The 25402-nt window shown below is 67.6% G+C and carries 16 protein-coding genes and 1 pseudogene; 6 read left to right on the plus strand and 11 right to left on the minus strand.

The annotated features are described in order from the left end of the window. Nucleotides 1–83 precede the first annotated feature (83 nt). From ACFQZZ_RS14360 to ACFQZZ_RS14375, 4 genes are all read right to left on the minus strand, one after another. Entirely contained in the window at nucleotides 84–7331 is a 7248-nt protein-coding gene (locus ACFQZZ_RS14360) for an amino acid adenylation domain-containing protein (RefSeq protein WP_378679541.1), read from the minus strand. Between the two features lie 179 nt (nucleotides 7332–7510). Further along, nucleotides 7511–9988 (minus strand): FAD-dependent monooxygenase, encoded by a 2478-nt coding sequence (locus tag ACFQZZ_RS14365; RefSeq protein ID WP_378679544.1) that lies wholly within the window; start codon nucleotides 9986–9988, stop codon nucleotides 7511–7513. 313 nt (nucleotides 9989–10301) lie between these two features. Next, nucleotides 10302–11588, minus strand: coding sequence for a bifunctional RNase H/acid phosphatase (locus ACFQZZ_RS14370; protein ID WP_378680540.1), 1287 nt, complete (start codon nucleotides 11586–11588; stop codon nucleotides 10302–10304). Between the two features lie 69 nt (nucleotides 11589–11657). Further along, entirely contained in the window at nucleotides 11658–12395 is a 738-nt protein-coding gene (locus ACFQZZ_RS14375; protein WP_378679547.1) for a zinc ribbon domain-containing protein, read from the minus strand. A 138-nt stretch (nucleotides 12396–12533) separates the two neighbouring features. On the opposite strand from ACFQZZ_RS14375, the gene ACFQZZ_RS14380 reads away from it, so the two are divergent. Further along, nucleotides 12534–12908, plus strand: a complete 375-nt coding sequence (locus ACFQZZ_RS14380; RefSeq protein ID WP_378679550.1) for a hypothetical protein — start codon at nucleotides 12534–12536, stop codon at nucleotides 12906–12908. A 142-nt stretch (nucleotides 12909–13050) separates the two neighbouring features. On the opposite strand, the gene ACFQZZ_RS14385 is transcribed toward ACFQZZ_RS14380, so the two are convergent. The 4 genes from ACFQZZ_RS14385 to cobC all read right to left on the minus strand — a co-directional run bounded on the left by ACFQZZ_RS14385 (nucleotide 13051) and on the right by cobC (nucleotide 17652). After that, nucleotides 13051–13695: a hypothetical protein gene (locus tag ACFQZZ_RS14385; protein WP_378679553.1), complete on the minus strand. Its 645-nt coding sequence runs from the start codon at nucleotides 13693–13695 to the stop codon at nucleotides 13051–13053. A 233-nt stretch (nucleotides 13696–13928) separates the two neighbouring features. Further along, complete coding sequence (locus tag ACFQZZ_RS14390) at nucleotides 13929–15080, minus strand: Nif3-like dinuclear metal center hexameric protein (protein WP_378679556.1); 1152 nt, start codon at nucleotides 15078–15080, stop codon at nucleotides 13929–13931. Between the two features lie 84 nt (nucleotides 15081–15164). Further along, a complete protein-coding gene (locus ACFQZZ_RS14395; RefSeq protein ID WP_378679558.1) occupies nucleotides 15165–16307 on the minus strand; it encodes an RNA-guided endonuclease InsQ/TnpB family protein in 1143 nt (380 codons plus the stop codon). A gap of 307 nt (nucleotides 16308–16614) precedes the next feature. Further along, complete coding sequence (gene cobC / locus ACFQZZ_RS14400) at nucleotides 16615–17652, minus strand: Rv2231c family pyridoxal phosphate-dependent protein CobC (RefSeq protein ID WP_378679561.1); 1038 nt, start codon at nucleotides 17650–17652, stop codon at nucleotides 16615–16617. Between the two features lie 44 nt (nucleotides 17653–17696). On the opposite strand from cobC, the pseudogene ACFQZZ_RS14405 reads away from it, so the two are divergent. Both ACFQZZ_RS14405 and ACFQZZ_RS14410 read left to right on the plus strand, forming a co-directional pair. Then, nucleotides 17697–18158, plus strand: a pseudogene (locus ACFQZZ_RS14405) (low molecular weight protein-tyrosine-phosphatase); the annotation flags it as partial. Between the two features lie 131 nt (nucleotides 18159–18289). Next, nucleotides 18290–19156 carry an SURF1 family protein gene (locus ACFQZZ_RS14410; protein ID WP_378680543.1) on the plus strand — a complete coding sequence of 289 codons (867 nt, stop codon included), beginning with the start codon at nucleotides 18290–18292 and terminating at the stop codon, nucleotides 19154–19156. A gap of 124 nt (nucleotides 19157–19280) precedes the next feature. On the opposite strand, the gene ACFQZZ_RS14415 is transcribed toward ACFQZZ_RS14410, so the two are convergent. Next, nucleotides 19281–20204 (minus strand): cobalamin biosynthesis protein, encoded by a 924-nt coding sequence (locus tag ACFQZZ_RS14415; RefSeq protein ID WP_378679564.1) that lies wholly within the window; start codon nucleotides 20202–20204, stop codon nucleotides 19281–19283. Nucleotides 20205–20392: 188 nt separating this feature from the next. Here ACFQZZ_RS14415 and sigJ point away from each other — a divergent pair, with 188 nt between their 5' ends. Continuing rightward, nucleotides 20393–21370, plus strand: coding sequence for an RNA polymerase sigma factor SigJ (sigJ, locus tag ACFQZZ_RS14420; protein ID WP_378679567.1), 978 nt, complete (start codon nucleotides 20393–20395; stop codon nucleotides 21368–21370). A 273-nt stretch (nucleotides 21371–21643) separates the two neighbouring features. On the opposite strand, the gene ald is transcribed toward sigJ, so the two are convergent. Together ald and ACFQZZ_RS14430 are read right to left on the minus strand one after the other, a co-directional pair. Next, nucleotides 21644–22759 (minus strand): alanine dehydrogenase, encoded by a 1116-nt coding sequence (ald, locus tag ACFQZZ_RS14425; RefSeq protein ID WP_378679570.1) that lies wholly within the window; start codon nucleotides 22757–22759, stop codon nucleotides 21644–21646. A gap of 161 nt (nucleotides 22760–22920) precedes the next feature. Then, on the minus strand, nucleotides 22921–23688 hold the full coding sequence (locus ACFQZZ_RS14430; RefSeq protein WP_378679573.1) for an MBL fold metallo-hydrolase: 768 nt from the start codon (nucleotides 23686–23688) through the stop codon (nucleotides 22921–22923). Nucleotides 23689–23759: 71 nt separating this feature from the next. Here ACFQZZ_RS14430 and ACFQZZ_RS14435 point away from each other — a divergent pair, with 71 nt between their 5' ends. After that, a complete protein-coding gene (locus ACFQZZ_RS14435) occupies nucleotides 23760–24752 on the plus strand; it encodes a GlxA family transcriptional regulator (RefSeq protein ID WP_378679576.1) in 993 nt (330 codons plus the stop codon). 26 nt (nucleotides 24753–24778) lie between these two features. Then, nucleotides 24779–25294: a gamma carbonic anhydrase family protein gene (locus ACFQZZ_RS14440; RefSeq protein WP_378679579.1), complete on the plus strand. Its 516-nt coding sequence runs from the start codon at nucleotides 24779–24781 to the stop codon at nucleotides 25292–25294. Nucleotides 25295–25402 lie beyond the last annotated feature (108 nt).

Genomic DNA, 25402 nt, shown 5'->3' on the forward strand with positions numbered 1-25402 from the left:
CCCGACGCGGACCGGCCGCCCGGCCGCCGACACCCTCCCGTTATGCGTTCCACGCATACCAGGGCCGGCGGCCGAGCCGGTACTCACGCGTCGAGCATCTCCGCACCGAGCTCTCGATCCAGGTCGGGTTCGGCCGCCGATATCGCCGCGTCGAGTTGCTTGGCCACCGCGCCGATGTGTGGCTCGGTCATCATCTGCAGGTGGTCACCGGGCACCGCCACCTGGGTGAAGCGGCGCCCGGCGTACTGCTTCCAGCCGTTGTCCTCACTGTCGAACATGCTGCCAACCGTTCGGTGCGCGAAGTCGGCGACGGGCGGCAACCCCTCACTGGCACGCAACAGTGTGATGTCGCGGTCGTAGGGCTCGAGCTTGTACTCCAACAACGCCGTGTAATTGGCGTGGAACACGTCGAAGAGCCGGCGAATGGCCTGCGGGGAGCTGTCGGCGGGCATGATCCCGGACCGGATCGTCTCGGCGAGCACCACGTCGAACAGTTCGTCCGTGCCGTGCACATCGGGCTCGAAATCGACGAGTGCGGCCTGGTTTCCGCGTGCGTACCAGAGCAATTCGAGGAAGAACCAGCGGATCAGCCGCTCCTGCGCGATCGGCGCGCGGGTCTCCTGCTGCCGCAGGGCAAGCGTGTCGAGCAGTGTCACACTGGCCACCTCGTGTTCGGGTAGCCGCCGCGCCATCTCCAGCGCGACATTGCCACCGAACGACCAGCCCGCCAAGTGATAGGGGCCCTCCGGATATACCCGGCGGATGGCCTCCAGGTAGGACTCCGCCATCGCCGGTATCGACGTCTCGGGTGTGCTGCCCGAGTCGGCGCCCGCCGCTTGCAATCCGTATACCGGACGGCCCGGCTCGAGGTAGCGCGCAAGAGCCAAGTAGCACAGCACATTTCCGCCGATCGGGTGCACCAGGAACAGCGGCGTCTTGGTGCCACCGCTGATCGGCACCAACGGGTCGAAAGTGCGGTGGGTGTTCCCGGCCCGGATGAGCGCAGCCAGTTCGCCCGCGGTCGGTGCGCCGATGAACGTATCGAGGGGTACCTCGACGCCCCAGCGTCGCGACAACCCCATCACCACGCGCATGGCGCCGATGGAGGTGCCGCCCGAGGCGAAGAAGTCGTCATCGAGCCCGATCGAACGCAGCCCGGCGTACTCGGCGAGCAGCGCGACCGCGGACTGCTCGTATTCGTCGGCCGGTTCCCGCTGAGCGACAGCCGAATCCGGCGCGTTCTCGACAATCGCACGCAGGGCGCGGTCGTCACGCTTACCGCTCGGCGTGCGGGGCAGCTCGTCGAGCCAGATGAACCGCGACGGCACCATATGGGTGGGTAGCACCGCGCGCAGATCGTGCCGCAGCGCGGCCATATCCGTCTGGTCAGGGTCGCCGACAAGGAACGCGATCAGCGCGCCATCGATACCGCCGAAACCGCGGGCCACCACGGCCGCCTCGATGATCGCGGGAAACTCCTCGAAGCCGAGAATGCACAGCTCGACCTCGGCGGGTTCGACCCGGAACCCACGGATCTTCACCTGGCTATCGCTGCGGCCGAGATACACGATGTCCCCGGAGGTCAGCCGCACCCCGAGATCTCCGGTGCGGTACACAGTCGCGCCGCCGTGGGTGGCCACGAACCGCTGCGCGGTCAAACCTGGCCTGCCCTGGTAGCCGCTCGCGATCGACCGCCCGCCCAGGTAGATCTCGCCGATCACCCCGTCCGGCACCGATCGCAGTGCACCATCGAGCAGTTCGGCGGTATCGCCGTCGACCGCACGGCCGATTGCGGGCAGCGCGGGGAAATCATCGGCGGGACCGATCAGCGCGTATTTGGTTGCGACGTGCGATTCGGTGGGGCCGTACTGGTTTTCCAGCAGCAGGCCAGGCACCACCTTGCACAGGGCACGAATCTCGTCGGTGATGCGCAGCTGTTCACCGGAGGAGACCAGGACCTTCAGCCTGGTCGGGAAGGTGCGCCTGGCGACGACGGCCTCCGCGAACGCCTGCAGCGCCACATAGGGCAGAAACAGCCGCTCGATGCCCTCGTCGACGACGATATTCAGCAGTTCCTCGACGTTCGACCGCAGATCCACCGAGCTCACCCGCAGCGCAGAGCCCGCGGCGAGGGTGGTGAAGATTTCCTGGAACGAGACATCGAAACTCAACGGCGCCAACTGCAGTGTGCTGGCCAGGCCCATCCCCGATGCCGTGCGGTTCTGCCACTCCACCAGCGTGGTCAGGCCGCGATGCGGCATCGCGACGCCCTTCGGCTCACCGGTGGAGCCGGAGGTGAACAGCACGTAGGCCACCGCATCCGGCGAAACGTAGTCCGGCACCACCCTTTCCACGCCTGCGGCGTCCCCGATATCGAACAGCGCGGTGGTATCGAGCACCAGCGCGGTCTCATCGACGATGTCGGCGTACTCCGCGTCGGCGATCACCCGGTGCGGGCGGGCCCGGTCGATCATCAGGTTGAGCCGTGCCCCCGGATAGCTGACATCGAGCGGCACGCACGCCGCCCCGATCCTGGTCAGGGCGAGCACGAGCAGCACCAGCTCCGGACGGCGGGCCATCATGATGCCGATCCGGTTGCCCGGTGCTATCCCGAAACCGCTGAGCTGCTGGACGAGTCGATCGCAGCGCTCCATCAGCTCGGCATAGGTCACCGTGTGATCGTCGCCGACAATGGCGATCGCGTCGGGATTCAGCGCGGCCGCATCGGCGACCAGCGTGCCGACATCGCGAGCGTGCGCCGGGCCGGTGCCCCGATCGATCGCCGCGGCCGGTTCGCCGACAATGCTTGCCAGCATCCGCAGCTGGGTCAGCGCGACGGTCTCGCACTGATCCTTGGTCAGGGTGTGATCTCCATTGACTCGCACCCACATCCGGCCGTCGCGCGGATCGGTCGCCACCGTCACCAGCAGCTGAAAATTGGTCTCCTCGCGAACGTCGAAGTCGCGCAAGCGGACCCTGTCGGCGCCGACGATCGGTGCGAACATGTGGTAATTGACGAAGTTGAACGCCGTCTCGAAAGCGGGTCCCCCGTCGGCCAGGATGGACCGCAGCGGGTAGCGCCGGTGCGGATAGGCCTCCCGCTCCCGGCGCGCGATCTGCTCGACCGCCTCCCACCAGGTGGTCGCGGTAGCATCCAGCCGCATCGGCAGCGTGTTGAGGAACAGTCCCGCAATGCGTTCGGCGCCCGCCCGGTCCGGACGGCCGTGGCTGACCACGCCCGTGGTGACGTCGCCGCGGCCGGTGACCGTGCGCAGCGTCAGACAGTGCGCCGCCAGGTAGACCGCTTTCTCCGGCACCTGGTGCCGGATGGCGAACGCGGTCACCCGTTCGGCGAGCCCGCGCGGTACCAGCGCCTGCGCCTGCGGTGCGGCGGTGACGGCGGCCTGGTGGACACCGAGCGCCGTCAACGCGGTCGGTTCCGCATCCGCCAGCACGGCGCGCCAGTAGTCGCGCGCCGAATCATCGTGGACGGCAGCCTGTTCGGCGTGCGCGTATTCGGCGAGGACGGTCGAGGAGTGCGGGGTGGCGTCGATGCCGGACTCGAGCAGCCCGAGGCGGAGCAGATAGTCGAGCAGCAGCTCGAGCACCGAGGTCGCGACGCTCCAGCCGTCGAGGATCGCGTGGTGGAAGCTGAGCACCAGGTCGACGGTCCGACCGGTGTCCGTGTCCCCGGCGGGCCGCAGAAAGACGCGCATGGCGTGCAGTGGGGCACTGGCGATGTCGTACTGCGCGCGTCTGCGCTCCTGCACGTACGACTCGACCCGCTCGTCCGCGAGTGACCGGTCGATGCCGGTGAGATCGACGATCTCCAGCTCATAGTCGGCGGTGGAATGCACGACCTGCAGCGGGATCGAGTACCTGCTCAGGTCGAACGACGACCGCAGCGCGGGCTGACGCGACACCAGCCGATCGAAGGCCGCCCGGAATTCCGATGCTTCCCACGGCAGCTCGAACCGGTAGCGGAACACGTCCTTGTAGATGACCGAATCGGCGCGCTCGACACTGTGGAAGAGCATGCCGAGTTGCAGCGCGGTGGCGGGGAAGGCGTCTTCGGCCTGATGCAGTGCGGCCCGATCGATCAGCGGCACCGTCTCGAAGGCGGCGGCGATGCGAATCCGCGCGCCGTCCGGGCCGTCGGTGACGATGGCGGCCAGCTCGGCAATCGTCGGGTTCTCGTAGAAGCCGTCCACCTCGAAGTACAGGCCCGCCCGCTCGGCGGCGGTGCGCACCGACAGCGCGAGGATGGAATCGCCACCGTGGGTGAAGAAGTTGTCGTGCACGCCGATCGAGTCGACCCCAAGCACCGTGCGCCAGACCTGCACCAGCTCGGCTTCGACGGCGGTGCGCGGCGCGGCACCGGGGCGGTCGTCGGCGTGCTCGGTGTCGGATTCCTTCACCAGCGCGCGCCGATCCAGCTTTCCGTTGCGGGTCAACGGAATCCGGTCGACCCGCAGCAGGCGCGTCGGAATCATGTAGCGCGGCAGTCGAGCGGCGATCAGCTCGACGATCTCGTCGCCGGTGATGTCGGTGCCGACGAAGTATCCGACGAGCTGCACGCCATGGGTGACCGACGGCTCGTCGACGACGGCGACAGCCCGCACCCCCGCACAGGCGAGGATGGCGTTCTCGACCTCGCCCAGGGCCACCCGATTGCCACGGACCTTCACCTGATCGTCGAAGCGGCCCAGATATTCGAGGGTGCCGTCGGGCAGCCAGCGCGCCAGGTCGCCGGTGCGGTAGCGGCGACGGCCAGGCACGGTGCGGTCGTCGACGAACGCCGCCGCGGTGAGCTCGGGGCGGCCGCGATAGCCACGAGCCACACCGACGCCCGCGATATTCAGTTCGCCGGGTACGCCGATGGGCAGGCGTCGGCCCGCCTCGTCGAGCACCAGCAGGTCGATATTGTCGATCGGGCGGCCGATGGGCACCACCGCGAGCAAGCGGTCGCTAGCGGCCGAGCATTCGAAATACGAGACGTCGACGGTGGCCTCGGTCGGGCCGTACAGGTTCACCACCTGCGGCGGGGTCAGCCGCGCCGCCGTGTACAGCGCGTGGAAGCGGCGCAGCAGTGCCGGAGCCAGCGCTTCACCACTGCAGAACACCCGGCGCAGCGTGGCGATGCGCAGCAGGATCGTGCGATCGGTCTCCAACTCGTCGACGAAGGCGGCCAGCATGGACGGGACGAAATGGATGACCGTCACCGAGTTCGTCTCGATGGCGTCGACGATGCGGCGCGGGTCACGTTCACCGCCCGCCTCCAGTAGTGCGACACGAGCGCCGGTAATCGCCCACCAGAACAACTCCCATACCGACACGTCGAAGGTGACCGGAGTTTTCTGCAGGATGACATCGCCCGCGGCCAGCGGGTAGCGGTGCTGCATCCAGGTCAGCCGGTTGACCACCGAGCGATGCTCGATCATCACGCCCTTGGGCACGCCGGTGGAGCCTGATGTGTAGATGAGGTAGCTCAGATCGGCCGGGTGCGAGACATTTTCGACGATCGCGCGGGCGGGCTGGATGTTTGCCATCGATACTCGGGCAACGCCGAGCTTGTCGTACACCCGCGCGTGCTCGGGGCCCGCGACCACGAACCGGGCCTCGCAGTCGGCGAGTACCGTCTCGATGCGCGCCGCAGGATAGTCGGGGTCGAGCGGAACATAGGCGCAGCCCGCACGCAGAATACCGAGCACCGCGACCAGCAGATCCGTGGATCGGGGCAGCATCACCGGGATGCACTCGTTGCCGGTAGCGCCGAGCTCGTGCAGCCGAGCCGCGAAACCATTGACGCGACCGGACAATTCGGCGTAAGTCAGCGGCTTGTCGCCGGACTCCGCGGCCGGCACCAGCGCAATGCGGTTGGGGTTGTCGGCGACCTGTTCGGTGAACAGACGGTCGATGGTGGTGTACGGGAAGTCGGTGCGCGGGCCCATTTCGAAGGCGGCGATATCGGCGGCCTCCTGCTCGGACAGGATCGGCAGCGCGCCCACCGGCGTCTCAGGGTGGTCGAGGGCCGCGGCGATCATTCCCCCCACACTGCGCAGTGCGGACTCGACAGGAAAGGTCTCGTTGAAAACGTCCATGTCGTAGAACAACTGGAGATTGATCGAACCGTCTCTGCCGTCCTCTGCGACGACGATGGTGAGCGCGTCCGACACCGTGCCCGGATTCAGCACCGTCCACTTGGAGATGAGGTCGTGGACGTAATCCGCATCGGGCAGCTTGGTGAAGGAGTACTGGACGTCATACAGCGGTGGCGCCGACGGATCGCTGTTCAGCGCGCGGGCCAGATCGCCGTACGGAAACCGCTGGTGCTTCTTCAAGCCCCGGATCTGCTGGGTGACCTCCGCCGCTACCTGAGCCAACGGCACCTCCCGGTCCACCCGCACCGGCAGCGGAACGACATTGGCGCGATGGCCTTGGGTACGGAACGTTTCGGCCGAGTGCCGGTTGAGCATCGGGCAGCCGATGACCACTTCGTCGGTGCGGTGGATCGCCGTCAAGTACGCCGCCACCGCCGCCGTCGTATACGCGAAGACGGTGAACCCGGTCGCGCGGATGCGGTCGAGGAAGGCACCGGGAATCATCGTGCTGTAGTGCCCGCGCACGACTTTCGGCGTCTCGGACCGGCCGGCGAACAGGGCGGGTTCGATGCCGTCCAGGGCGGTGAGCAGCGCGTCACGATCCTTCGTGTACTGCTCCGACTCGCGATAGGCCCTGTCGTCCTCGGCGATCGTCCGATACGTCGCCACCGATCGATCGGTGTGCTCGTCGGCCGGCTCGGGCTTCGCCAGTTCCTCGAGCGACACCCCCTCGGACTTGGTGTAGCTGTCGTTGAGCAACGCGATCAGCGGGTTCATCCCGTAGCCATCGGCCAGCGCGTGATGCACCGAGATGAACATCCAGAACCGGTCCGGCCGGTCAACCACCGCGGCGAGCCGCGCGGGCCGCCCGGGCAGCTCCGGGTCGGCGACCGCCCGCCACAGCCACTCCTGGGCCGCGGCAACCGGATCCGGCTCACCGGTGAGGTCGAAGACCTCGACCTCAGGGATATCGTCGGACACCCACTGGCGGAATTCGCCGCCCTCCAACTCGAACCGCAGCCGCAGCGCGTCGTCACTCATCAGTGCGCGCTGCCAGCACGCCTGCAGCCGGGCGATATCCAGCGGTTCGTCCATGCGGAAGCTGTATGTCTGCTGTGCGACCGGATCCGGTGCCAGCCGGAATGCCAAGCCGAGCACGTCGCGCTGATACGCGCTGACCGGCCAGGCTTCGGTGGGTCTCTCGGGGGTTGCGCTGGTTTCCGACGTCACAGTCACTCCTATCGCGACAGTCGCGGCACCGGCCGTGCGCAGATCTGCCTAGGGCCCACCCCTGATGACTCGCGAACGCAAAGCTGTTGCCACAGTTATCCAGTTTTCAGATATCGAGAAGCACCGGCATCGACCTCGATGCCGGGGCTTCTCGATTGTGTTGGGGCGAACGCCGCCGGTCAGATGACCGCCAGCAGCGCACGCACGCTTTCGTCGGCGAGCCGTTCGGCTCGCTCGCGGGATACCGCAGGCTCGACATAGCCCACGTTGAAGGACAATTCGCCGTGCGTGGCATTGGCGGTGGCCATGATGAAGCCGCTCACCGACATGCCCGAGACGAATTGGGCGCCTGACAGCTGCCAGGATCCGATCTTGTCGGGAAATGGATAGTCACCTAGGTAGGTCATGCACAGATGGCCGGGACCGCGGGTGTCCATCAATTTCACGGTGGACGCGCTGGCGGCCACCGACTTCGGCGCGGCGACCTTCAACAGATTCAGTGCCGCAAGGTGATCGCGGCGTTGCATTCGAGTGCCGTACTCGCGCTCGATCTCGGTGGCGATCTGCCACAGCGAGGACCACGGCGCGTATTTGGCCGGGGTCGCGATCATGCCCTGATAGGTGCCGACCTCGGTGTCGGCGACGACACCGTCGAGGTGCGAGCGGAAGTTCACCGAACTGCCGACGGTGTACCAGGATTCCTTCGTGGTGCCCGCCTCGCGGGCCGCGGCGACGAGCAGTGCCGCCGACAACGCGGCCTGCAAGCCGACGCCATTGCGCTCGCAACCGGCGGTCAGTGCGTCGAGCTGGTCGCCGCTGACGGTGCGGTGGACCACGCGGCTGCGGCGCTGTGCGGGCGGCGCGAGCTCGGTCGGCTCCAGTCGCCGCGGGCGGCGCAGCTGCGACTTCTGGTCGCGCAGTAGCGATCCGATGGTCCGTCCGACGCCGCTGCCACCCTGGAATCGGGCCGGGAACAGGTCTTCCGGGCCGGGCCGGATCGGGGCCGGATCGAGCTCCGCGCCCTCACCCGAGGCAACCTGCAGCACCTGCTTGGCCACCGACAGCGCGCTCTCGCCGTCGGCGATCGCGTAGTGCAGGGTGATCACCAGATCGCTGGTCTGGCCGTCCGGCGTGCCGATCAGTACGGCCCGCGCGAGCGGTCCCTGGTGCCAGTCGAACGGCTCACGCAGCTCGACCTCGTCGACCTCGGCCAGCCAGCGTTCGGGTTCGGCGGACTCGACGACCCGCAGCGGGATCGGCCGATTCGGCACCGGCACGAATCGCGGCGCGGTGCCGTCGGGTTCGGCAGCCACCGCGACGCCGAGCAGCGGATGTCGCCGCTGTACTTCGTCGAGACCGGCCCTGATCTGCTCGGCCGTGATAGACCCGTGGACACGTACGCGCGCCAGGATGTGCAGCGGGGCGAGCTGATCGGCGATCCAGTGCCACCGCTCCACCGGGGACAGCTGGCGCGGCAGCCGGGCGGTCGGCCCGTCCAGCGGCGGGAAGGACAGCGGTTTGGCCGTCTCACGCAGGAAGAACTCGGTGGGCGCGTGCCGGAAGTAGGTGTCGCGCACCTTGATCAGCCTCGGGTCCGTGGTCTGCTCGACCTTCCCGAGATTCAGCGACCCGTTGACGAGCATGGCGGTCCTTGCCGCGCGCAGCTGTTCGTAACGACGCAGTCCCGCAACGGGATCCAGCGAAGTCTTCAGTGTGTGTACCAGCACCACCGCATCTTCGATGGACGCGTTGGCGCCCTGGCCGAGGCTCGGCAGCATCGGGTGGGCGGCGTCGCCGAGCAAGGTGACCCGGCCGCGGCCCCACTGCTCCAGCACCGGGCGGTCCTGGGCGGGCACCGCGAGGATCCCGGATTCGTCGGTCTGCTCGATGCAGGCCCGCACCTCGGGGGCCCAGTCGGCGTAGAGCCGCAGCAGCTCTTCCTTGCCGCCCTGCCACTCGGCGGCCGCGGCGCCGGGCATGGTCTTGGTGCCCCACCAGTAGACGCGGCCGTGGCCGATGTCGTGGATGCCGAAACGCATTCCGGTGCCCCAGTAATGGGCCGAGAAGCCGCGCGGCACCGCCGCGTGCTCGAAGGGGATGCATGCCAGCCAGCACACGAAGTTGCCTGGGCGGGGTTCGGCGCGCCCGTGCAGCTGGGCGCGCACGGTGGAGTGGATGCCGTCGGCGCCGATCAGCAGATCGCCTTCGGCAATGCGGCCGTCGGCGAATTCCACGCGCACGTGATCGCCGTCGTCGATGAAGCGGGTTGCCTGTGCGCCAACGTGAGTGGGCGTGTCACCGACCGCGCGCAACAGCACGGCATGCAGGTCGCTGCGATGCAGGGCGATGCTCGGAGCGCCGAGCCTGGCGTCCTGGCGGTGTACCGGAAGGACGCGCAAGGGAGTGCCGTCCGGATAGCAGAATCGGAATGTCTCGACCTTGCCGCCGCGTGCGAGCAGCTCGTCCTCGATACCGAGACCCAGGGTGCGCAGTGCGCTGAATCCGTTGGCCGACACCGAAAGTCCGAATCCCTCTGGGCGCAGTTCCGGCGCGGCCTCGTACAGTTCGACCCCGAAACCCGCATGCCGCAAAGCGACCGCAGTGGTGAGTCCCCCGATCCCCGCTCCCAGAACGACAACTTTGATCGGACTACTCATCGAACCTGCACTCTCATTGAACACTCAACGACCCAGGGGTGCCTCCTGTTTCGAAGCGGCCGGCGAGCCACGTCGCTCGTCGGTCGTCATCCCCCCTCGGGCGGCGCTGTTCGATGACGGATCGTCCTCGGGAAACGCAGTCGGAGCGGGATGCCCTGTGCCAGACCGCCCCGAAGCCTACCCCGATCGCGGTGTCTGAAACGAGATCGAGTGAGATTCACCGCAAGGCCTCGGTTCAACAGGCTAAATCCGTTGAGTTGCGCAATAATTCACCCTTCCCGAGTGTCTCACCGCGGTCGGGCACCCACGATCGTCACAGATATGACGTGTCGTTCACCAGACGCACCGACGATCCACCGTCGGGATAGAACTCGGCAATCGACAACGATGCCAGGTCCAAATGCAGGCGATACAGCAGCGATGGGCCGACACCGAGTGCCAACTGCAGCAGCGTCTTGATCGGGGTCACGTGACTGACCACCACCAGGTTCGCCCCGGGATACAGCGCGACCAGATCACGCCGCGCCGCCTCCACCCGCTCGCGCACCTGATCGAAACTCTCCCCGCCCGGGGCGGGCACCGACGGGTCACCCAGCCAGCGGGCATGCAACTGCGGATCACGCTGCGCCGCTTCCAGGAACGTCAGGCCCTCCCAGTCGCCGAAGTCGGTCTCGATCAAACCGTCGAGGACATGCACGGGGACATTCAGCGCGGTCGCCGCGGCCTCGGCGGTTTCCCGCGCCCGGCCGAGCGGGGAGCACACGACGGCGGCGATATTGCCCTTGGCGGCGAGCATCTTGGCAGCGCGTGTGGCTTGCTCGCGACCGAGTTCGGTGAGCGGCGGATTGCCGCGGCCCGAATACCTGCGCTGGATGGAGAGTTCGGTTTGGCCGTGGCGCAGTAGTAGGAGGCGGGTCGGGCGACCGGTGGCGCCGGTCCAGCCGGGGGCAGGCGTCGTCTGCGCGCCGCCGGGTACCATAGCCTCGGAATCCGCCACCGCGCCCTGCGCATTCGCGCCAGTCTCCTGCGGCGCCTGTGCACCCCTGGCCTCGTCGATCCAGCTGGGTAGATCGCGTTCGACGCCGACGGCCGACCCCTGATCGGGCGCACCGACCGATGCGCTGCTGCGCTGATCGCCGCCTGCGGGCGCGTGCCCGGCATCGAGCGCGGTACGCACCTCACCGACCAGCGACCCATCATCCATCGCCTCGTTGGCCAGGCGATCCGCATGCGAATTCTCCGCACGCGGAATCCAGGTGAAACTCACCCGATCGAAACCCGCGACCAGCCTGCGCGCCCGGTCCGCCAGCGGAATCATGGCCGCGTGCTTGACCTTCCAGCGCCCCGACATCTGCTCGACGACCAGCTTGGAATCCATCCGCACCGACACGACGCGCGCACCGAGCTCGGCCGCCGCCTCCAAACCGGCGATGAGGCCACGGTATTCGGCGACATTGTTCGTCGCGACACCGATGTACTCGCGGCGCTCGGCGAGAACCCTGGCGTGGTCGGCGTCGAAAACGACCGCGCCATACCCGGCGGGCCCCGGATTGCCACGGGAACCACCGTCGGCTTCGACGATCACCTCGAGCTCGGCCATCATTCCCCTCGCTGTACTCGACCTGCCGCGGTCACGATTCACGCACGCGCTGAACGCGAGCCCGGAACCTTACAGACCCGATTCCTTGGTACGAACCAGCACTGCACCACATTCCGGGCAGCGCACGATCGCATCGGGCGCGGCCTTCGCGATGCGCGCGATCTCACCGCGGTCCAACTCGATCCGGCAGGCGCCACAACGGCGGGCCTGCAGCAGCGCCGCGCCGACACCGTTCTGGGTGCGCTGACGGTCGTAGATGCTCAGCAGATCGGCCGGGAACAACCCGACCAGACCCGCCCGGTCACCATCGCAACGGCCTTGCGCCACATCGAGATCCGCGAGCGCCTCGTCCCGGCTGGTCTGCGCGTCCGCCAGATCCTGCTCGGTCTTGTCCAGCCGCGCACCCGCGTGTTCGTGGTCGGCGGCGGATGCCTCGCGGCGCTCCATGACCTCGAGCAGTTCGTCCTCCAGCACCGACCGGCGCCGCTCCAAGCTGCCCAGCTCGTGCTGGATCTCCGAAAGCTGCTTGGCGCCGACCGAACCGGCGGTCAACATCCCCCGGTCTCGCTCCTCACGCTTGCGAACCGCCTCGACCTCGCCCTCCAGCTTGCGGATATCGCGATCGAGGTCGTCCAACACGATCTCCACCGCCACCGCGGCATCCTTGTGACCGTTGCGCTCCGCCTCCAGCCGCGCCACCTCCTGCTGCTCGGGCAGCACGGTGCGCCGATGCGCAATCCGCGTCAGTTCGGCGTCGACAGCGGCGAGCTGCAGCAGCTTGGCCTGGATCTGGGGTTCGACATTCAACGCGGACAAACTCCTGGCGCTATGGACGGATAGGGAGGCACCGCGCCTGCACAGACGGCGTATACCAGTGCTCAACCGTACCTCGGGTAGCTGGTGAATCCGTCCGAGGCCACGTCAGCGGGTGGGTGGAGCCGGTGGATGGTGCGTACCGGGGCCGAGGAGGCCGACCTCCCGAGCCCGGTCAGTCAAGCACCAGGGACATCGAAGGACCGCAGGATCGCGGCGGCAAGCAGCGCGCAGACTGCGAGAATGCCCGGGAAAACGGCTGGACCGAGCGTGCGCGCCTGTCCGGCTTCGACAACCCGCCGACCCGCCGAGGACTGTCACCCCACCCGGCCAGAGCTGGCGATCGGGATATATGGTCGCCAGCGCGGCACATATTCGCCGAACTTCGTCCGGCTGGACTGCGCCGAGACAGCCGCTGGCCATGCTCCGGGGGCCGCCGACAACCTCATGCGCCAACTCCAAGGCCGCATCGACGTGGTCGAACGGGTCCGCATCAACGCGACCTAACAGCTCGGCAGCTGTGCTGGACTCCTGCGCAGCCTCTCACTCCCATTCCGACCCGTTGTGGGTACGCGCCAGCTTCGATGCCCTGGGACATAGCAACGAGAGTCTGGCAGGAAAGTCAACGGTCGGCGGGGAACACCGTGGGTCAGCGCTCCGTCGGGCGGGTCTTGATGGCGTCTCTCGAGATGAACACGTCGTAAGCGCCGGGTGTCGCGATGACGGCGTTGCCGTAGGCGGAGCGGACGAAAGGCTCCGTCCACCAACGACCTTGCCGCATATCGGCGAAGAAGTCCTGGTCGTCGCCGTTCACGAAGATCTGATTCTGGCTGGTCGCGACGCCGTCGAGACGCTGGCCGTACAGCCGGGTCACCTTGTACCCGGAATGGAACCCGAGCGCATTCACCCACGGCTCCAGCTCGACGATATTGGCCTGCAATACCCACAGGTCGCCCTCGACCTGATACTTGTCGTGCCGCTCCCCGTGGTCGTCGTCACCGTACAGCGTCAGTTCCACCTCGAGCCGATGTTCCTGTCCCGCAACCGGGCTCACCACCACATGGGCCGCCTTGATTTCCCCGCTCAGGCCGAGATACGTCTGCATCAGCGTCGCCACCCACAACAACACCACCGCGACAACCAAGAGCCCCAGCCCCGCCGCGCCCCGCCCGAGCAGCACCCGCAATCCGACCCGGCGCACCATCACCAACGCCGATATCAACAGTGCTATCGCGACAAGGATCAGCAGCATCAGCCCGATCTGCACGATCCCCAGATCCACCGGGAAATTCATGCGGTCGTTATACCCGTTTGCGCCCGACCGATTCGCCCGAATCGCAGACACTCCAGAGACACGCCGGAAGCACGCGAATTTGGATCGCCGCGAGGAGGATTCCGATGCGTCGTATCCACAAGCAGAGCATCCCACTCCGCCGCGAATGACACCCGGCTCCAGCGCCCAAGGACCGCAGCCGAATCAGAGCTGTCGACGGCGCAACGCGGTCGATACCCGTTGTGGCTCGGCGGTCAGGCGGTGGCGCTCACGGTCCACGGGTCGGTGCGCACCGTCGATACGCGGGTCTCGATGTCCGGTAGTGCGGACCGGACCATCGTCTCGGCTTGTGCGCACCATGGGAATTCGGTGGCCCAATGGGCGGCGTCGATGAGGGCTGGGCCACCCCGGCGCAGGTGCTCGTCGACGGGGTGATGGCGCAGGTCGGAGGTGACGTAGGCGTCTACGCCCAGACGTGCGGCGGTGTTCAGGTAGGAGTCGCCCGCGCCGCCGCAGACGGCGACGGTGTGGATCATCCGGTCCGGGTCGCCCGCGGCGCGGACACCCCAGACGGTCGCGGGCAAGGCGGCGGCCACCCGAGCGGTGAAGGCGCGCAACGACTCCGGCTCCGGCAGCGTGCCGACCCGGCCGATGCCGAGCCCGGATGCCACGGTCGCGCGTTCGGTGACGTGGTATGCGGGGTCTTCGTAGGGATGCGCGGCGCGCAGTGCCGCGAGGATGGCGGCACGGGCGGTTGACGGCGCGATCACCTCGATGCGGTCTTCCTCGACCTGCTGTAGCTCGCCGACCGAACCGACAGCCGGGTTCGCCCCCACCACCGGCCGGAACTGGCCGATCCCCGGCACCCGCAGCGCACAGTCCCGGTAGGAGTCGTTGCCACCCGCACCCGCCGCGAACAACGCCGCGAGCACAGCATCGGTGTGCGATCGCGGCACCTGCACAACCCAGTTGTCCACGGCGGTTTGCGGTTTCGCGTCCAGCGGACCGGTGACGGTGAGCCCGAGCGCCGCGGCCAGTGCGTCGGAGACGCCGGGATCTGCGGAGTCGGCGTTGGTATGCGCACTGAACAACGCACAACCGGACCGAATCAGCCTATGCAGCAACGCCCCTTTCGGAGTGTCGGCCGCAACGGTATCCACCCCACGCAACAGCAACGGATGATGCACCACCAAAGCCTGTGCCCGCCAATCGATCGCCTCATCGACAACAGCGGCAGTCGCGTCGACGGCGAACAGCACCCGAGTCACCTCCTCGACCGGGTCCCCGCACACCAACCCCACCGAATCCCAGGACTCGGCCAGCTTGGGCGGGTACGCCGAATCGAGCACCCCGATCAAATCCGCCAGCGTCGTCACCATCCGCGTCGTCGCCTCCAGTTCGCTCATTTGACTCCCTCTCCCCCATGAATGGGGGAGAGTCCCCGCCTCGCGGCGAGGGGTTCCTGTTTCATCGACGGATGCCTCCTCGCTTCAGGAGCGAGGCGGTCTCACTCCATCTCCGCAGGCGAGCACCGTGAGCCCCACGGCGCGTATGTTCTTGGCGGCGTTCACATCTCGGTCGTGAACAGCGCCACACGGGCAAGTCCACTCCCGGATGTTCAGTGCCATCTTCCGCGCAAGCGCCCCACACGCCGAGCACTGCTTGCTCGACGGGTAGAAGCGGTCGATAGGGACTACCGTCCGGCCATACCAGTTCGCTTTGTATTCCAGCATCGACCGCATCTCCGACCAACTGGCGTCGGAGATGGCGCGGGCAAGACTGCGGTTGCGGACCATGTTCCGCACACTCAAGTCCTCGATACAGATCACTTGGTTTTCGTTGATCAGTCGAGTTGTGAGCTTGTGCAGATGATCCCTGCGGCGGTCGGCGATACGGCCGTAGATCTTGGCGACTTTCAGCCGTGCCTTGGCTCGATTTGCTGAGCCTTTCTGCTTCCGCGACAGATTCCGCTGCGCCTTCGCCAGCCTGCCCCGGTCGTGTTTCTCGTGCCGCGGATTGGTGATCTTCTCGCCGGAAGACAATGTGAACAAGGTCGTGATCCCGGCGTCCAGACCGACCGTCGAATCTGTCGGAGGATGGGCAACGACGGCGTCTTCCACCAGAATCGACACGTGATACTGGCCGTGAGCGTTCCGCGACACCGTGACCTGCGACGGTTCCGCACCTTCCGGCAGCGGCCGTGACCAACGGATACGGATTGGCTCTGACTGCTTCGCCAGCTTTAATCGGCCGTCGCGGAAGGTGAAGCAGTTCGAGTAGTAGGTGGCGGAATCCTTCGACTTTCCTCGTTTCTTGAACGTCGGATAGCGGGATTGCTTGCGCCAAAACTTGTCGAACGCGCCCTGAAGATTCCGTAACGCCGCTTGCAGCGGCCCTTTCGACGGATCGGCGAGCCACACGGTTTCCGGATCGCGTTTCCAGGCTGTCAGCATCTTGTCCGTCTCGGCGTGTGAGACTCGGCGCCGCTCCATCGTCCATGCGCGGGACCGCTCCGCTAATGCCCGGTTGTACACATAGCGGACACACCCGAAAGTCTGCGAAAGCTGTTGCGCCTGTTCGGATGTGGGATAGAACCGGTACTTGTACGCCCGCTTCACCACCCTCGAATCCATAGCTGACAAAATAACATGCTTCCCTGTCACAGCCGAGTTGATGCGCTATCACCAGCCTGAAGGCCGGAGCCTGCGCGCTACGTTCGCCGGTCACAAACACTCCCGGCGATCCCGCAACCAACGGCCACGGGATCCGACCGACTCCGCTCAGCTCCGAAGTCGCGGTCGGGCTCGCCCGACCGACGAGGCTCCACTAACGCAGCACCGCGAGTTATGGTGCCGCCACCCGTCATCGCAACGTGGCCTCGCCTTCTCGAGCCACGCTCCACTGCTGCGGTCCGGAACGCACAGCTCAGTCCAGCCGCCATTACCGACCGGCCGCACAGATCCCGGCGATCAGCCGATCCACCTCCGGTGCACCGCGGACGGCGACCCGGAGGTAGTCGGGACCCAGCCCGGGGAAGGTGTCGGCGCGGCGGACCGCAATCCCCTGGTCCGCCAGATGCTTTCGCAGCAACTCGCCGTCCGCGACACGCAGCAGCAGGAACGGCCCTGCGGCGGGCGTGTGGACATCGACGCCCAGTGCCGTCAGCCGTTCGATCATCGACTCTCGTTCGGCCGCGATATCTCGAGCCCGTTCTTGCGCCTGCGCCACCGCGACCGATTCGGCCGTAGCGGTGATGGCCTCGAGCTGCAATGTGCCGAGCGGCCAGTGCGGACGGCCGTGATTCAGGCGGGCGAGCAGTTCGGGTGCGCCGAGGAAGTAGCCGCAGCGCAGACCAGCCAATGCCCAGGTCTTGGTGAGACTACGCAGCACGAGAACATCGGACGAGGCGGAGCTCGCGAGTGATTCGGACTCCCCAGCCACCGCGTCGGCGAACGCTTCGTCGACCACGATGATCCGACCTGGCCTACGCAAGGCGAGGATCGTTTCGGCGGGATGCAGTACCGAGGTCGGATTGGTCGGGTTACCGAGGACAACCAGGTCGGCGGCATCGGGCACCGACGCCGGGTTCAGAACGTAAGGCGGTTCGAGCAGGACCCGGCTGACCGGGACGCTCGCTTCCCGCAACGCCAACTCGGGCTCGGTGAACGAGGGATGGATCACCGCGGCCAGCCCGGGCGCGAGCCGGGGCAACATGGCGAAGCCCTCGGCCGCGCCTGCCAGCAACAACACCTCGGCGGGCGTGCGACCGTGCCGGAGTGCCACCGCGGACCTCGCCGCGAGATCCTCGGCAGCGCTCGGATACCGGCCGAGTGCGTCCAGCCGCGCGGCCAGGCGCAGGCGCAGCCAGTCCGGCGGCGCGCTGCCCTGCACGTTCACCGCGAAATCGAGCATGCCCGGCCGCGCGTCCACGTCGCCGTGGTGGCGCAGTTTCGCGTGATCGACGCTGTCCTCGGGCACGGGAAAACACCCTACGTGGCGGCTCGTCCGGACCACCGGCCAGAATGGCTGTCGTGGGTGAGTTGCACGTGTCGTTCGTATGTACCGGCAACATCTGCCGATCGCCGATGGCGGAGAAGATGTTCGCGGGACACCTGTACCGCGCCGGTCTTGCCGACCTGGTGCGGGTCAGCAGCGCGGGCACCACCGCCTGGCATGTCGGTGACGACGCCGATCCACGCACCACCGCGACACTGCGCCGCCACGGATATCCGACCGGTCACGTCGCGGCTGTCTTCGGCGACCAGCACCGCGACGCCGACCTGCTGATCGCTCTCGACACCGGTCACGAACGCGAACTCGCCCGCCTCGGCGTGCCCTCCGACCGACGCCGGCTCCTACGCAGCTTCGACCCCGCCGCCGACGGTCCGGACGTCCCCGACCCGTACTACGGCGGCACCGCCGACTTCGAACTCGTTCGCGACCAGATCGAGGCAGCCATCCCGGGCCTGCTGGACTGGGTCCGCACCACCCTGGACATTCGGGCCGCGGACGAATCGGCACCAGCCGAAACAGCGCCTCAGAGCACCGACCCGCGCGCCGCTGTCGACATGGCAATCCGATCCGACGCACAACCCGTCCCCGAGGGACACCCATGATCCGCAAGCTCACGTTCCTCTTGCGCCCCAGCTGGCTGATCCTGGCCGTGCTGGTGGCCGCCTTCGCCTACCTGTGCTTCACGGTGCTCGCCCCTTGGCAACTCGGCAAGAACACCGCCACGTCGCATCGCAATCAGCTGATCGCCGACTCGGTGGACGCCGCACCGATCGACATCACCACCGTCCTCGACAACGAGGACAGCGACTCACACGCCGAATGGCGCCGAGTCACCGCGACCGGCACCTACCTCCCGGACTCGACCGTGCTGGTCCGGCTGCGCCACCTCGACGGTGCGCCCGGCTACGCCGTGCTGTCCACCTTCCTGCTCGACGACGGCAGGATCCTGCTCGTCGACCGCGGCCTCGTCGCCGCTGTCGACGGAACCCGCCCACCCCAGATCCCCGACCCACCTGCCGGATCGCAGCACATCGAGGCCAGGGTGCGCATGTCCGAGGGCATCACACCCGGCAAAGACCCGTCCATCCAAGATGGCTACCGCCAGGTCTACTCGATCGACACCACCCAGGAAGCAACAGTCCTGCAGCAGGCCCTGACCCCCATCCCCACCGGCGAACGCGGCGGCTACCTGCAACTCGACGACAACCAGCCCGGCGCCTTCACCCCCACCCCTCTCCCCCAACTCGACGCAGGCCCCTACCTCTCCTACGGCCTCCAGTGGCTGGCCTTCGGCATCATGGCCCCCCTCGGTCTCGGCTACTTCGTCTACGCCGAAATCCGCGAACGCCGCAAGGAAAAAGCCCTCGCAGCCACCCCACCCCCAGCCACCCCCACCGAAACCCTCACCCCCACAACACCCCCCACCAACGACCAACGCCTAGCCGACCGCTACGGCGGCAACCGCTGACCAACCTCGATCCCGACTGAGACAACCGCCGCCAACCGCGCCACAACCCGCCAGCCCGGCTGTCGCGCGCCAGCGGCCCCGCATCGCACAGGTGGACAGTGCGACACGTCGACGGTTCGGCACATCAGCGGGTGGGGCGGAGGAATGACCAGAGGGCGGTGGTGAGGACGGCGGCCAGCTGGACTGCTTCCGACATGTGTACGGCGCGGCGGAGATCCGTTATCGCGGGAGGTGGGCCTGCACCGAGGGTGGGGCGTAGTTCGGTGCCGTAGCGGTATTGCGTGCGGCCGCCGAGTCGGACACCGAGTGCGCCTGCCATCGACGCTTCGACGACTCCCGCGTTCGGGCTGGGATGTTTGGCGGCGTCGCGGTGCCAGGCGCGCAGGGCGGCGGCAGGGCGGCCGCCGACCAACGGGGCCAGTGCCACGGTGAGCAGGCCGGTGAGGCGGGCGGGCAATAGATTTGCCAGGTCGTCGGTGCGGGCGGCGGCCCAGCCGAAACGTTCGTAGCGATCGTTGCGGTAGCCGACCATGGCGTCCAGGGTGTTGATCGCGCGGTAACCGAGCAGACCGGGCACTCCGGCGACCGCACCCCACACCAGCGGCGCGACCGTCGCGTCGGAGGTGTTCTCGGCGATGGATTCCACTGCGGCGCGCGCCAAACCGTCCGCGTCGAGAACCTCGGGATCGCGTCCGCACAGCGAGGGCAGCAGTGCCCGCGCGGCGGTCAGGTCACCGGATTCGAGTTTGTCGGCCATCTGCCTACCGGTCCGCGCCAAGCTGCGCCCGCCGAGCACCGTCCAGGTCGCCAGCGCCGTTGCCAGCACTCCACCGCGCCGCACACCGACACCGACCACGACCACCGCGCCCACCGATAGCGCCTCGTGCAGCACTCCAGCCGACCGCCGGTCGGCGTAGGTCACGGATTCGAGCGCGCTTGCCGCCGAACCGAACCCGGCCACCGGATGCCACCGGCGCGGATCACCGAACGCGCGGTCGAGCGCGAAGCCGAGCAGCAGCCCGGCAGCGGTCGAGGTCCCCGTGTGCACCCGGCGAGGGTAGCCGGTACCCGCCACGCGTCACGTAGGGCGGGGCCGCGATACCCACAGCGCACTCAGCGCAACCCGCGTGTCCGCGCGGCGTGTCGTCATATGTCACACTCTGCTGCCCTGGGTCGTCAACTTGATGACTCCTTCATAGACTCGCCCCCGACGGGGCCGCACGAACGGCGAGACCAGTGACTTCCGATCAGCCCTCCGCACCCGAGCCCATCGACCAGGCCGAGTTGGCCAGGCAGTTCGAGGAACACCGGCCGTATCTGCGTCGGCTGGCCTACAGCAACCTGGGCAGCCTCACCGATGCCGACGATGTCGTGCAGGAGGCGTGGCTGCGGCTGCAGCGCCAGCACGAGGCGGGGACGGCAGGCGAGATCGACAACCTGAGGGCCTGGCTGACCACCGTGACCGGGCGGCTCGCACTGGACTACCTCGGCTCCGCGCGGGTCCGCCGCGAGCAATACGTCGGCGAATGGCTGCCTGAGCCCGAGGTGACCAGTTGGGACGATCCCGCCGACCGTGTCACCCAGGACGAGCGGGTGACCACTGCCCTGCTGGTGGTCCTCGAATCGCTGTCCCCCGCCGAACGTACCGCGTTCGTGCTGCAGGACGTGTTCGGCATGACCGGCCCCGAAGTCGCCGAGGTGGTCGGGCGCACTCCGGCGGCCGTGCGCCAGCTCGCCTCGCGCGCCCGCAAACGCATCGAGGACGGCACACCTCGTTTCCCCGCGTCACCGGACGAGCAGGAGAAGGTGGTCTCGGCGTTCGCGGTGGCGTGGCGGTCCGGTGACTTGAGCGCATTGCTGGGTGTGCTGGATTCCGAGGTCAGCCTCACCGCCGACGGCGGCGGCAAGGTGCCCGCCATCCGGCAGCCGGTGCACGGCGCCGAGCTGGTCGCGAAACTGCTGCTCGGCTGGTACCACGCACCGTCGGCGGCGGGCGCGTGGGGCCGCGCGGTCCTGGTCAACGGCCAGCCCGGTCTTGTCGTCTTCGACGGCACGCACACCGGCGTCTTCGCGTTCACCGTCGACGAGGGCCGCATCGTCGCCATCGATGTCGTCCGCAACCCTGACAAGCTGCACGACCTGCCGACCACCGGCGCCCCTGACTGGTACCTCGGCCAAAGCCCCGACGAGGCCGGTCCGACCAGCACCGACTAGCCGTGCGACAGCGGGCGGTTACCCTCGTCGGGAAGCCGCCCGTTCGCCTGTTAGAAGACCCGGCGCCGCGCGTACGGCAGCCACACCCGTTTGCCTGTTCGAAGACCCCGCGCCGTGCACACGACTACCCGCCCGCTGCACCCATGTCGACCGGCGTCGTCGACGGACACCACCGAGCTCGATCAGAGCGGCGGCCGCGAAGTCGGGGCAAGCGCGTGCAAGGTGCCGCGCATCGCTCAGGTCTTGATCAGCAACACCGCCGACCACACCCGGTCAACCGGCCAGTCCCACCGACTTCAACGCTGTATACCCGTGCGCGGCAGCGACTTCCGCCGACAGCAGCCGTCCTACGGCCGCGGCGAGGCCGTGTGCGAGGTCGGGGTTTCGCGCGCATGCCTCCCGCCAGCCATGATCGGCGATGGCACGCACGTACGGCAATGTCGCGTTGGTGAGAGCGACGGTCGAGGTGTGCGGCACCGCGCCCGGCATATTGGCCACGCAGTAGAACAGCGAATCGGCCACGCGGAAAGTGGGATTCGCGTGCGTCGTCGGATGCGAGCCCTCGAAGCACCCACCTTGGTCGATGGCGATGTCGACCAACACCGAGCCGGGGCGCATCCTCGAAACCAGCTCGTTGGAGACCAATTTCGGCGCCCGCGCGCCCGGCACCAGTACCGAGCCGATGACCAGGTCCGCCGCGACTACCGCCCGCTCGATCTCGACGGTATTCGACGCGAGAGTGGTTATGCGCCCATGGAATCGGGCGTCCAGCTCGCGTAATCGGACCAGATTGGTATCGAGCACAGTCACTTTCGCGCCCATCCCTGCCGCGACCACAGCCGCATTGGTCCCCGCGACGCCGCCGCCGAGAACCACCACATCGGCCGGTCGCACCCCGGGCACGCCACCGAGCAGCAGCCCGGCGCCACCGAGTGGCGCCATCAGGTGATACGCGCCCACCTGACTGCCGAGCTTCCCCGCGACCTCGCTCATCGGTGCGAGCAGCGGCAGTGAGCCGTCGGCCGCACGCACCATCTCATAGGCGATGGCGGTAATGCCCGAGCGCAGAATCGCATCGGTACATTCTCGGGACGCGGCCAAGTGCAGGTAGGTGAACAGCACCTGCTCCCGGCGCATCCGCGGATACTCCTGCGCGATCGGCTCCTTCACCTTCAACACCAGGTCGGCCTCCCACCACACCTGCTCGGCGGCAGACTCCAGCCGCACCCCCGCCTCGGCATAATCGGAATCCGCAAACCCCGACCCCACCCCCGCACCGGCCTCGACCAGCACTTCGTGCCCGTGCCGCACCAGTTCCCCGGCTCGCGCCGGGGTCAGTGCCACCCGAAACTCCTGCTCCTTGACCTCCCGCGGTACTCCGATCCTCATATCGCCATCGTGGCCCACACATCGGCCCGACGCCATCAACGCCGCGCGGTCTACCCCGGCCGACCTGCCACGAGTGGCACACCATCGAGACCCGCACTCACGTTTTGCCGCAGCCATGTGCCACTCATCGAGGTCGGGCCGCGCGTTGCGCCGGGGCCGCGTCAGATCGTGAACGACTGGCCGGGCTGTGGGATGTGGAGTTGGGCGGCGCGGCCGCCGTAGGCGAAGACGCGGGCGAGGTGGTCGAGGGTTTCGGTGAAGTGGGCCCAACCCTCCGCGTGCACCGGAATGATGGCCGCGTCGCCGAGGTGTTCGGCGGCTTGCAGGGCGGTGCGGGCGTTGAGGGTGAGGTCGGTGTCGCCGAAACGGCCGACGTTCGCGGCACCCACATTCAGGATGGCGATGTCGATGCCGCCGACTCGCTGAACGATCTGCTCGACGAGCGCGACCGAGGCGTTGTCACCGGAGACGTACACCGTGGGCTGTCCGTCGGCCTGCAACACGAACCCGGTGACGACGCCGGTGGCCGGTTCGCAGCCTTCGGGTCCGTGCAGCGCGGGAACGGCTGTCACCTGCGCCACGCCGACCGTGATGGTCTCCCAATTCGCCAGTCCCCGAACACCCTTCACACGCCCTGCGGCATCCGGCGTGGACAGCACGGTCTCGACGGTGGTGAGGAACTCGCGACCGGAATTGTCGAGATTGTCGGAGTGCTGGTCGTGCGAGAGCAACACCACGTCCACCGATCCGACCTGCTCGCGCGGCACCGCGGGACCGGTGAGCTTGTGCAGGGTGATCGGGCCCTTGTAGTCGCCAGGCGCATCGAAGGTGGGGTCGGTCAACCAGGTCAGGCCCGCGTACCGGAAACGCAGGGTCGGCCCGCCGATGTGCATGGCCTCGAGGGCGGTGCGTTCGATCGTTTCGCTCATGATGTCGATGTTTGCCGATCCGCAGTATCACGACCAGCGGCCCGTGAGCCTTCTATCGCTAATATCGGGCCATGCACTCCGTCGCGGTTCTCGCCTTCGACAATGTCAGCCCATTCCATCTGTCGGTGCCGACCTTGGTGTTCGGACGCGTCGGTGTGGGCGGGCGGGCGCCGTATCGGGTCGACGTATGCGCCGAGCGCCCAGGCGCTTTGAGCACTCCGGCCGGATTCGATATCAACGTCGAATACGGACTGGAGGTCTTCGAGCGTGCCGACACCGTGGTGATCCCCAGCTGGCCGATCGGCGACGCGATATCCGATGACCTGCGCGCGGGGCTGCACAGCGCGCACGCCCGCGGCGCCCGAATCGTCGGCCTGTGCCTCGGCTCCGTGGCGGTCGCCGCGAGCGGCCTTGCCGACGGACGCGAAGTGACCACACATTGGTCGGCCGCCGCCGATCTGGCCCGCGCCTACCCGGCGGTCCAGGTCCGCGCCGACAGGCTGTGGTCGGACCTCGGCGATATCGTCACCTCCGCCGGGGTCGCCGCCGCGCTCGATTGCTGCCTGCACCTGGTGCGCCGCGATTTCGGCAGCCGCGAGGCAACTCAGTTGGCCAGGGTGCTGGTCACCGCGCCGCACCGCAGCGGCTCACAGGCCCAATACATCCCGATAGCGGTACCCGACGCCGCCGACGACGACCCCATCGAACACGCAATGGTGTGGGCCCGAACACATCTCGGCGACCCGATCGATCTGGATGGCTGGTCCGCCGTCGCACTGATGTCGCGGCGCACCTTCACCCGCCACTTCCGCGAACGCACCGGTAGCAGCCCGCAACAGTGGCTCCTGCACCAGCGCGCCGACCGCGCCCGGCTGCTCCTGGAATCCACCACCGACACCATGGACCGCATCGCCACCGAAACCGGGTTCGGCACCGCCGTCAGCCTGCGCCATCACTTCCACCGCATCCTCGGCACCAGTCCCGCCGCTCACCGCGCGATGTTCCAGGCCGCCCCGGGTCCGCAAAGCACCAGCGCGAATCTCGACAGCAGCATTGCGAGCTGACGGATTCGAGGCGCTACGTTTTCCCTATGAGGATTCAGGTGGGCGAGTTTGCGCCGGAGATCGACGACAGTGCGTGGATCGCACCCAACGCGACGGTGATCGGGCGCGTACGGCTCGCGGCCGAGGTGAGCATTTGGTACAGCGCGGTGGTGCGTGGCGATCTGGAGGCGATCAGTGTCGGCGCTCGCACCAATATCCAGGACGGTTGCGTGCTGCATGCCGATCCCGGCTTCCCACTGACGGTGGGTACCGGGGTTTCGGTGGGCCACAATGCGATTCTGCACGGTTGCACTATCGGCGACGACGTGCTGGTCGGCATGGGTGCGACCGTGCTCAATGGCGCGGTGATCGGTGCGGGCAGCTTGATCGCGGCCAATGCGCTCATTCCCGAGGGCGCACAGATTCCACCTGGCTCGTTGGTCGCCGGGGTGCCCGGCAAGGTCCGCCGCGAACTCGGCGCGGCCGAGCAAGATGGCATTCGGCTCAATGGCGCTGTGTACCTGCACAACATGGCCAACCACCGCGACGCGAAGATAGTGTGAGACAGCGCACACTGATCAAATGTCCAGTAGGAATCGCTGATAACATTTTGCCAGCGTGCCCGGTGTCCCGGGATCTCCTGCCGACACAGCCGACGTGCGGCTTGTAGC

The organism is Nocardia sp. GCM10030253 (assembly GCF_042675075.1).
GTDB lineage: Bacteria > Actinomycetota > Actinomycetes > Mycobacteriales > Mycobacteriaceae > Nocardia.

Coding starts and splice junctions, on each gene's coding strand:
- ACFQZZ_RS14365 (WP_378679544.1), bottom strand. CDS start 9,988: ATGAGTAGTCCGATCAAAGTTGTCGTTCTGGGAGCGGGGATCGGGGGA.
- ACFQZZ_RS14370 (WP_378680540.1), bottom strand. CDS start 11,588: ATGGCCGAGCTCGAGGTGATCGTCGAAGCCGACGGTGGTTCCCGTGGC.
- ACFQZZ_RS14380 (WP_378679550.1), top strand. CDS start 12,534: ATGGTGCGTACCGGGGCCGAGGAGGCCGACCTCCCGAGCCCGGTCAGT.
- ACFQZZ_RS14385 (WP_378679553.1), bottom strand. CDS start 13,695: ATGAATTTCCCGGTGGATCTGGGGATCGTGCAGATCGGGCTGATGCTG.
- ACFQZZ_RS14390 (WP_378679556.1), bottom strand. CDS start 15,080: ATGAGCGAACTGGAGGCGACGACGCGGATGGTGACGACGCTGGCGGAT.
- ACFQZZ_RS14395 (WP_378679558.1), bottom strand. CDS start 16,307: ATGGATTCGAGGGTGGTGAAGCGGGCGTACAAGTACCGGTTCTATCCC.
- ald (WP_378679570.1), bottom strand. CDS start 22,759: ATGAGGATCGGAGTACCGCGGGAGGTCAAGGAGCAGGAGTTTCGGGTG.
- ACFQZZ_RS14430 (WP_378679573.1), bottom strand. CDS start 23,688: ATGAGCGAAACGATCGAACGCACCGCCCTCGAGGCCATGCACATCGGC.
- ACFQZZ_RS14435 (WP_378679576.1), top strand. CDS start 23,760: ATGCACTCCGTCGCGGTTCTCGCCTTCGACAATGTCAGCCCATTCCAT.
- ACFQZZ_RS14440 (WP_378679579.1), top strand. CDS start 24,779: ATGAGGATTCAGGTGGGCGAGTTTGCGCCGGAGATCGACGACAGTGCG.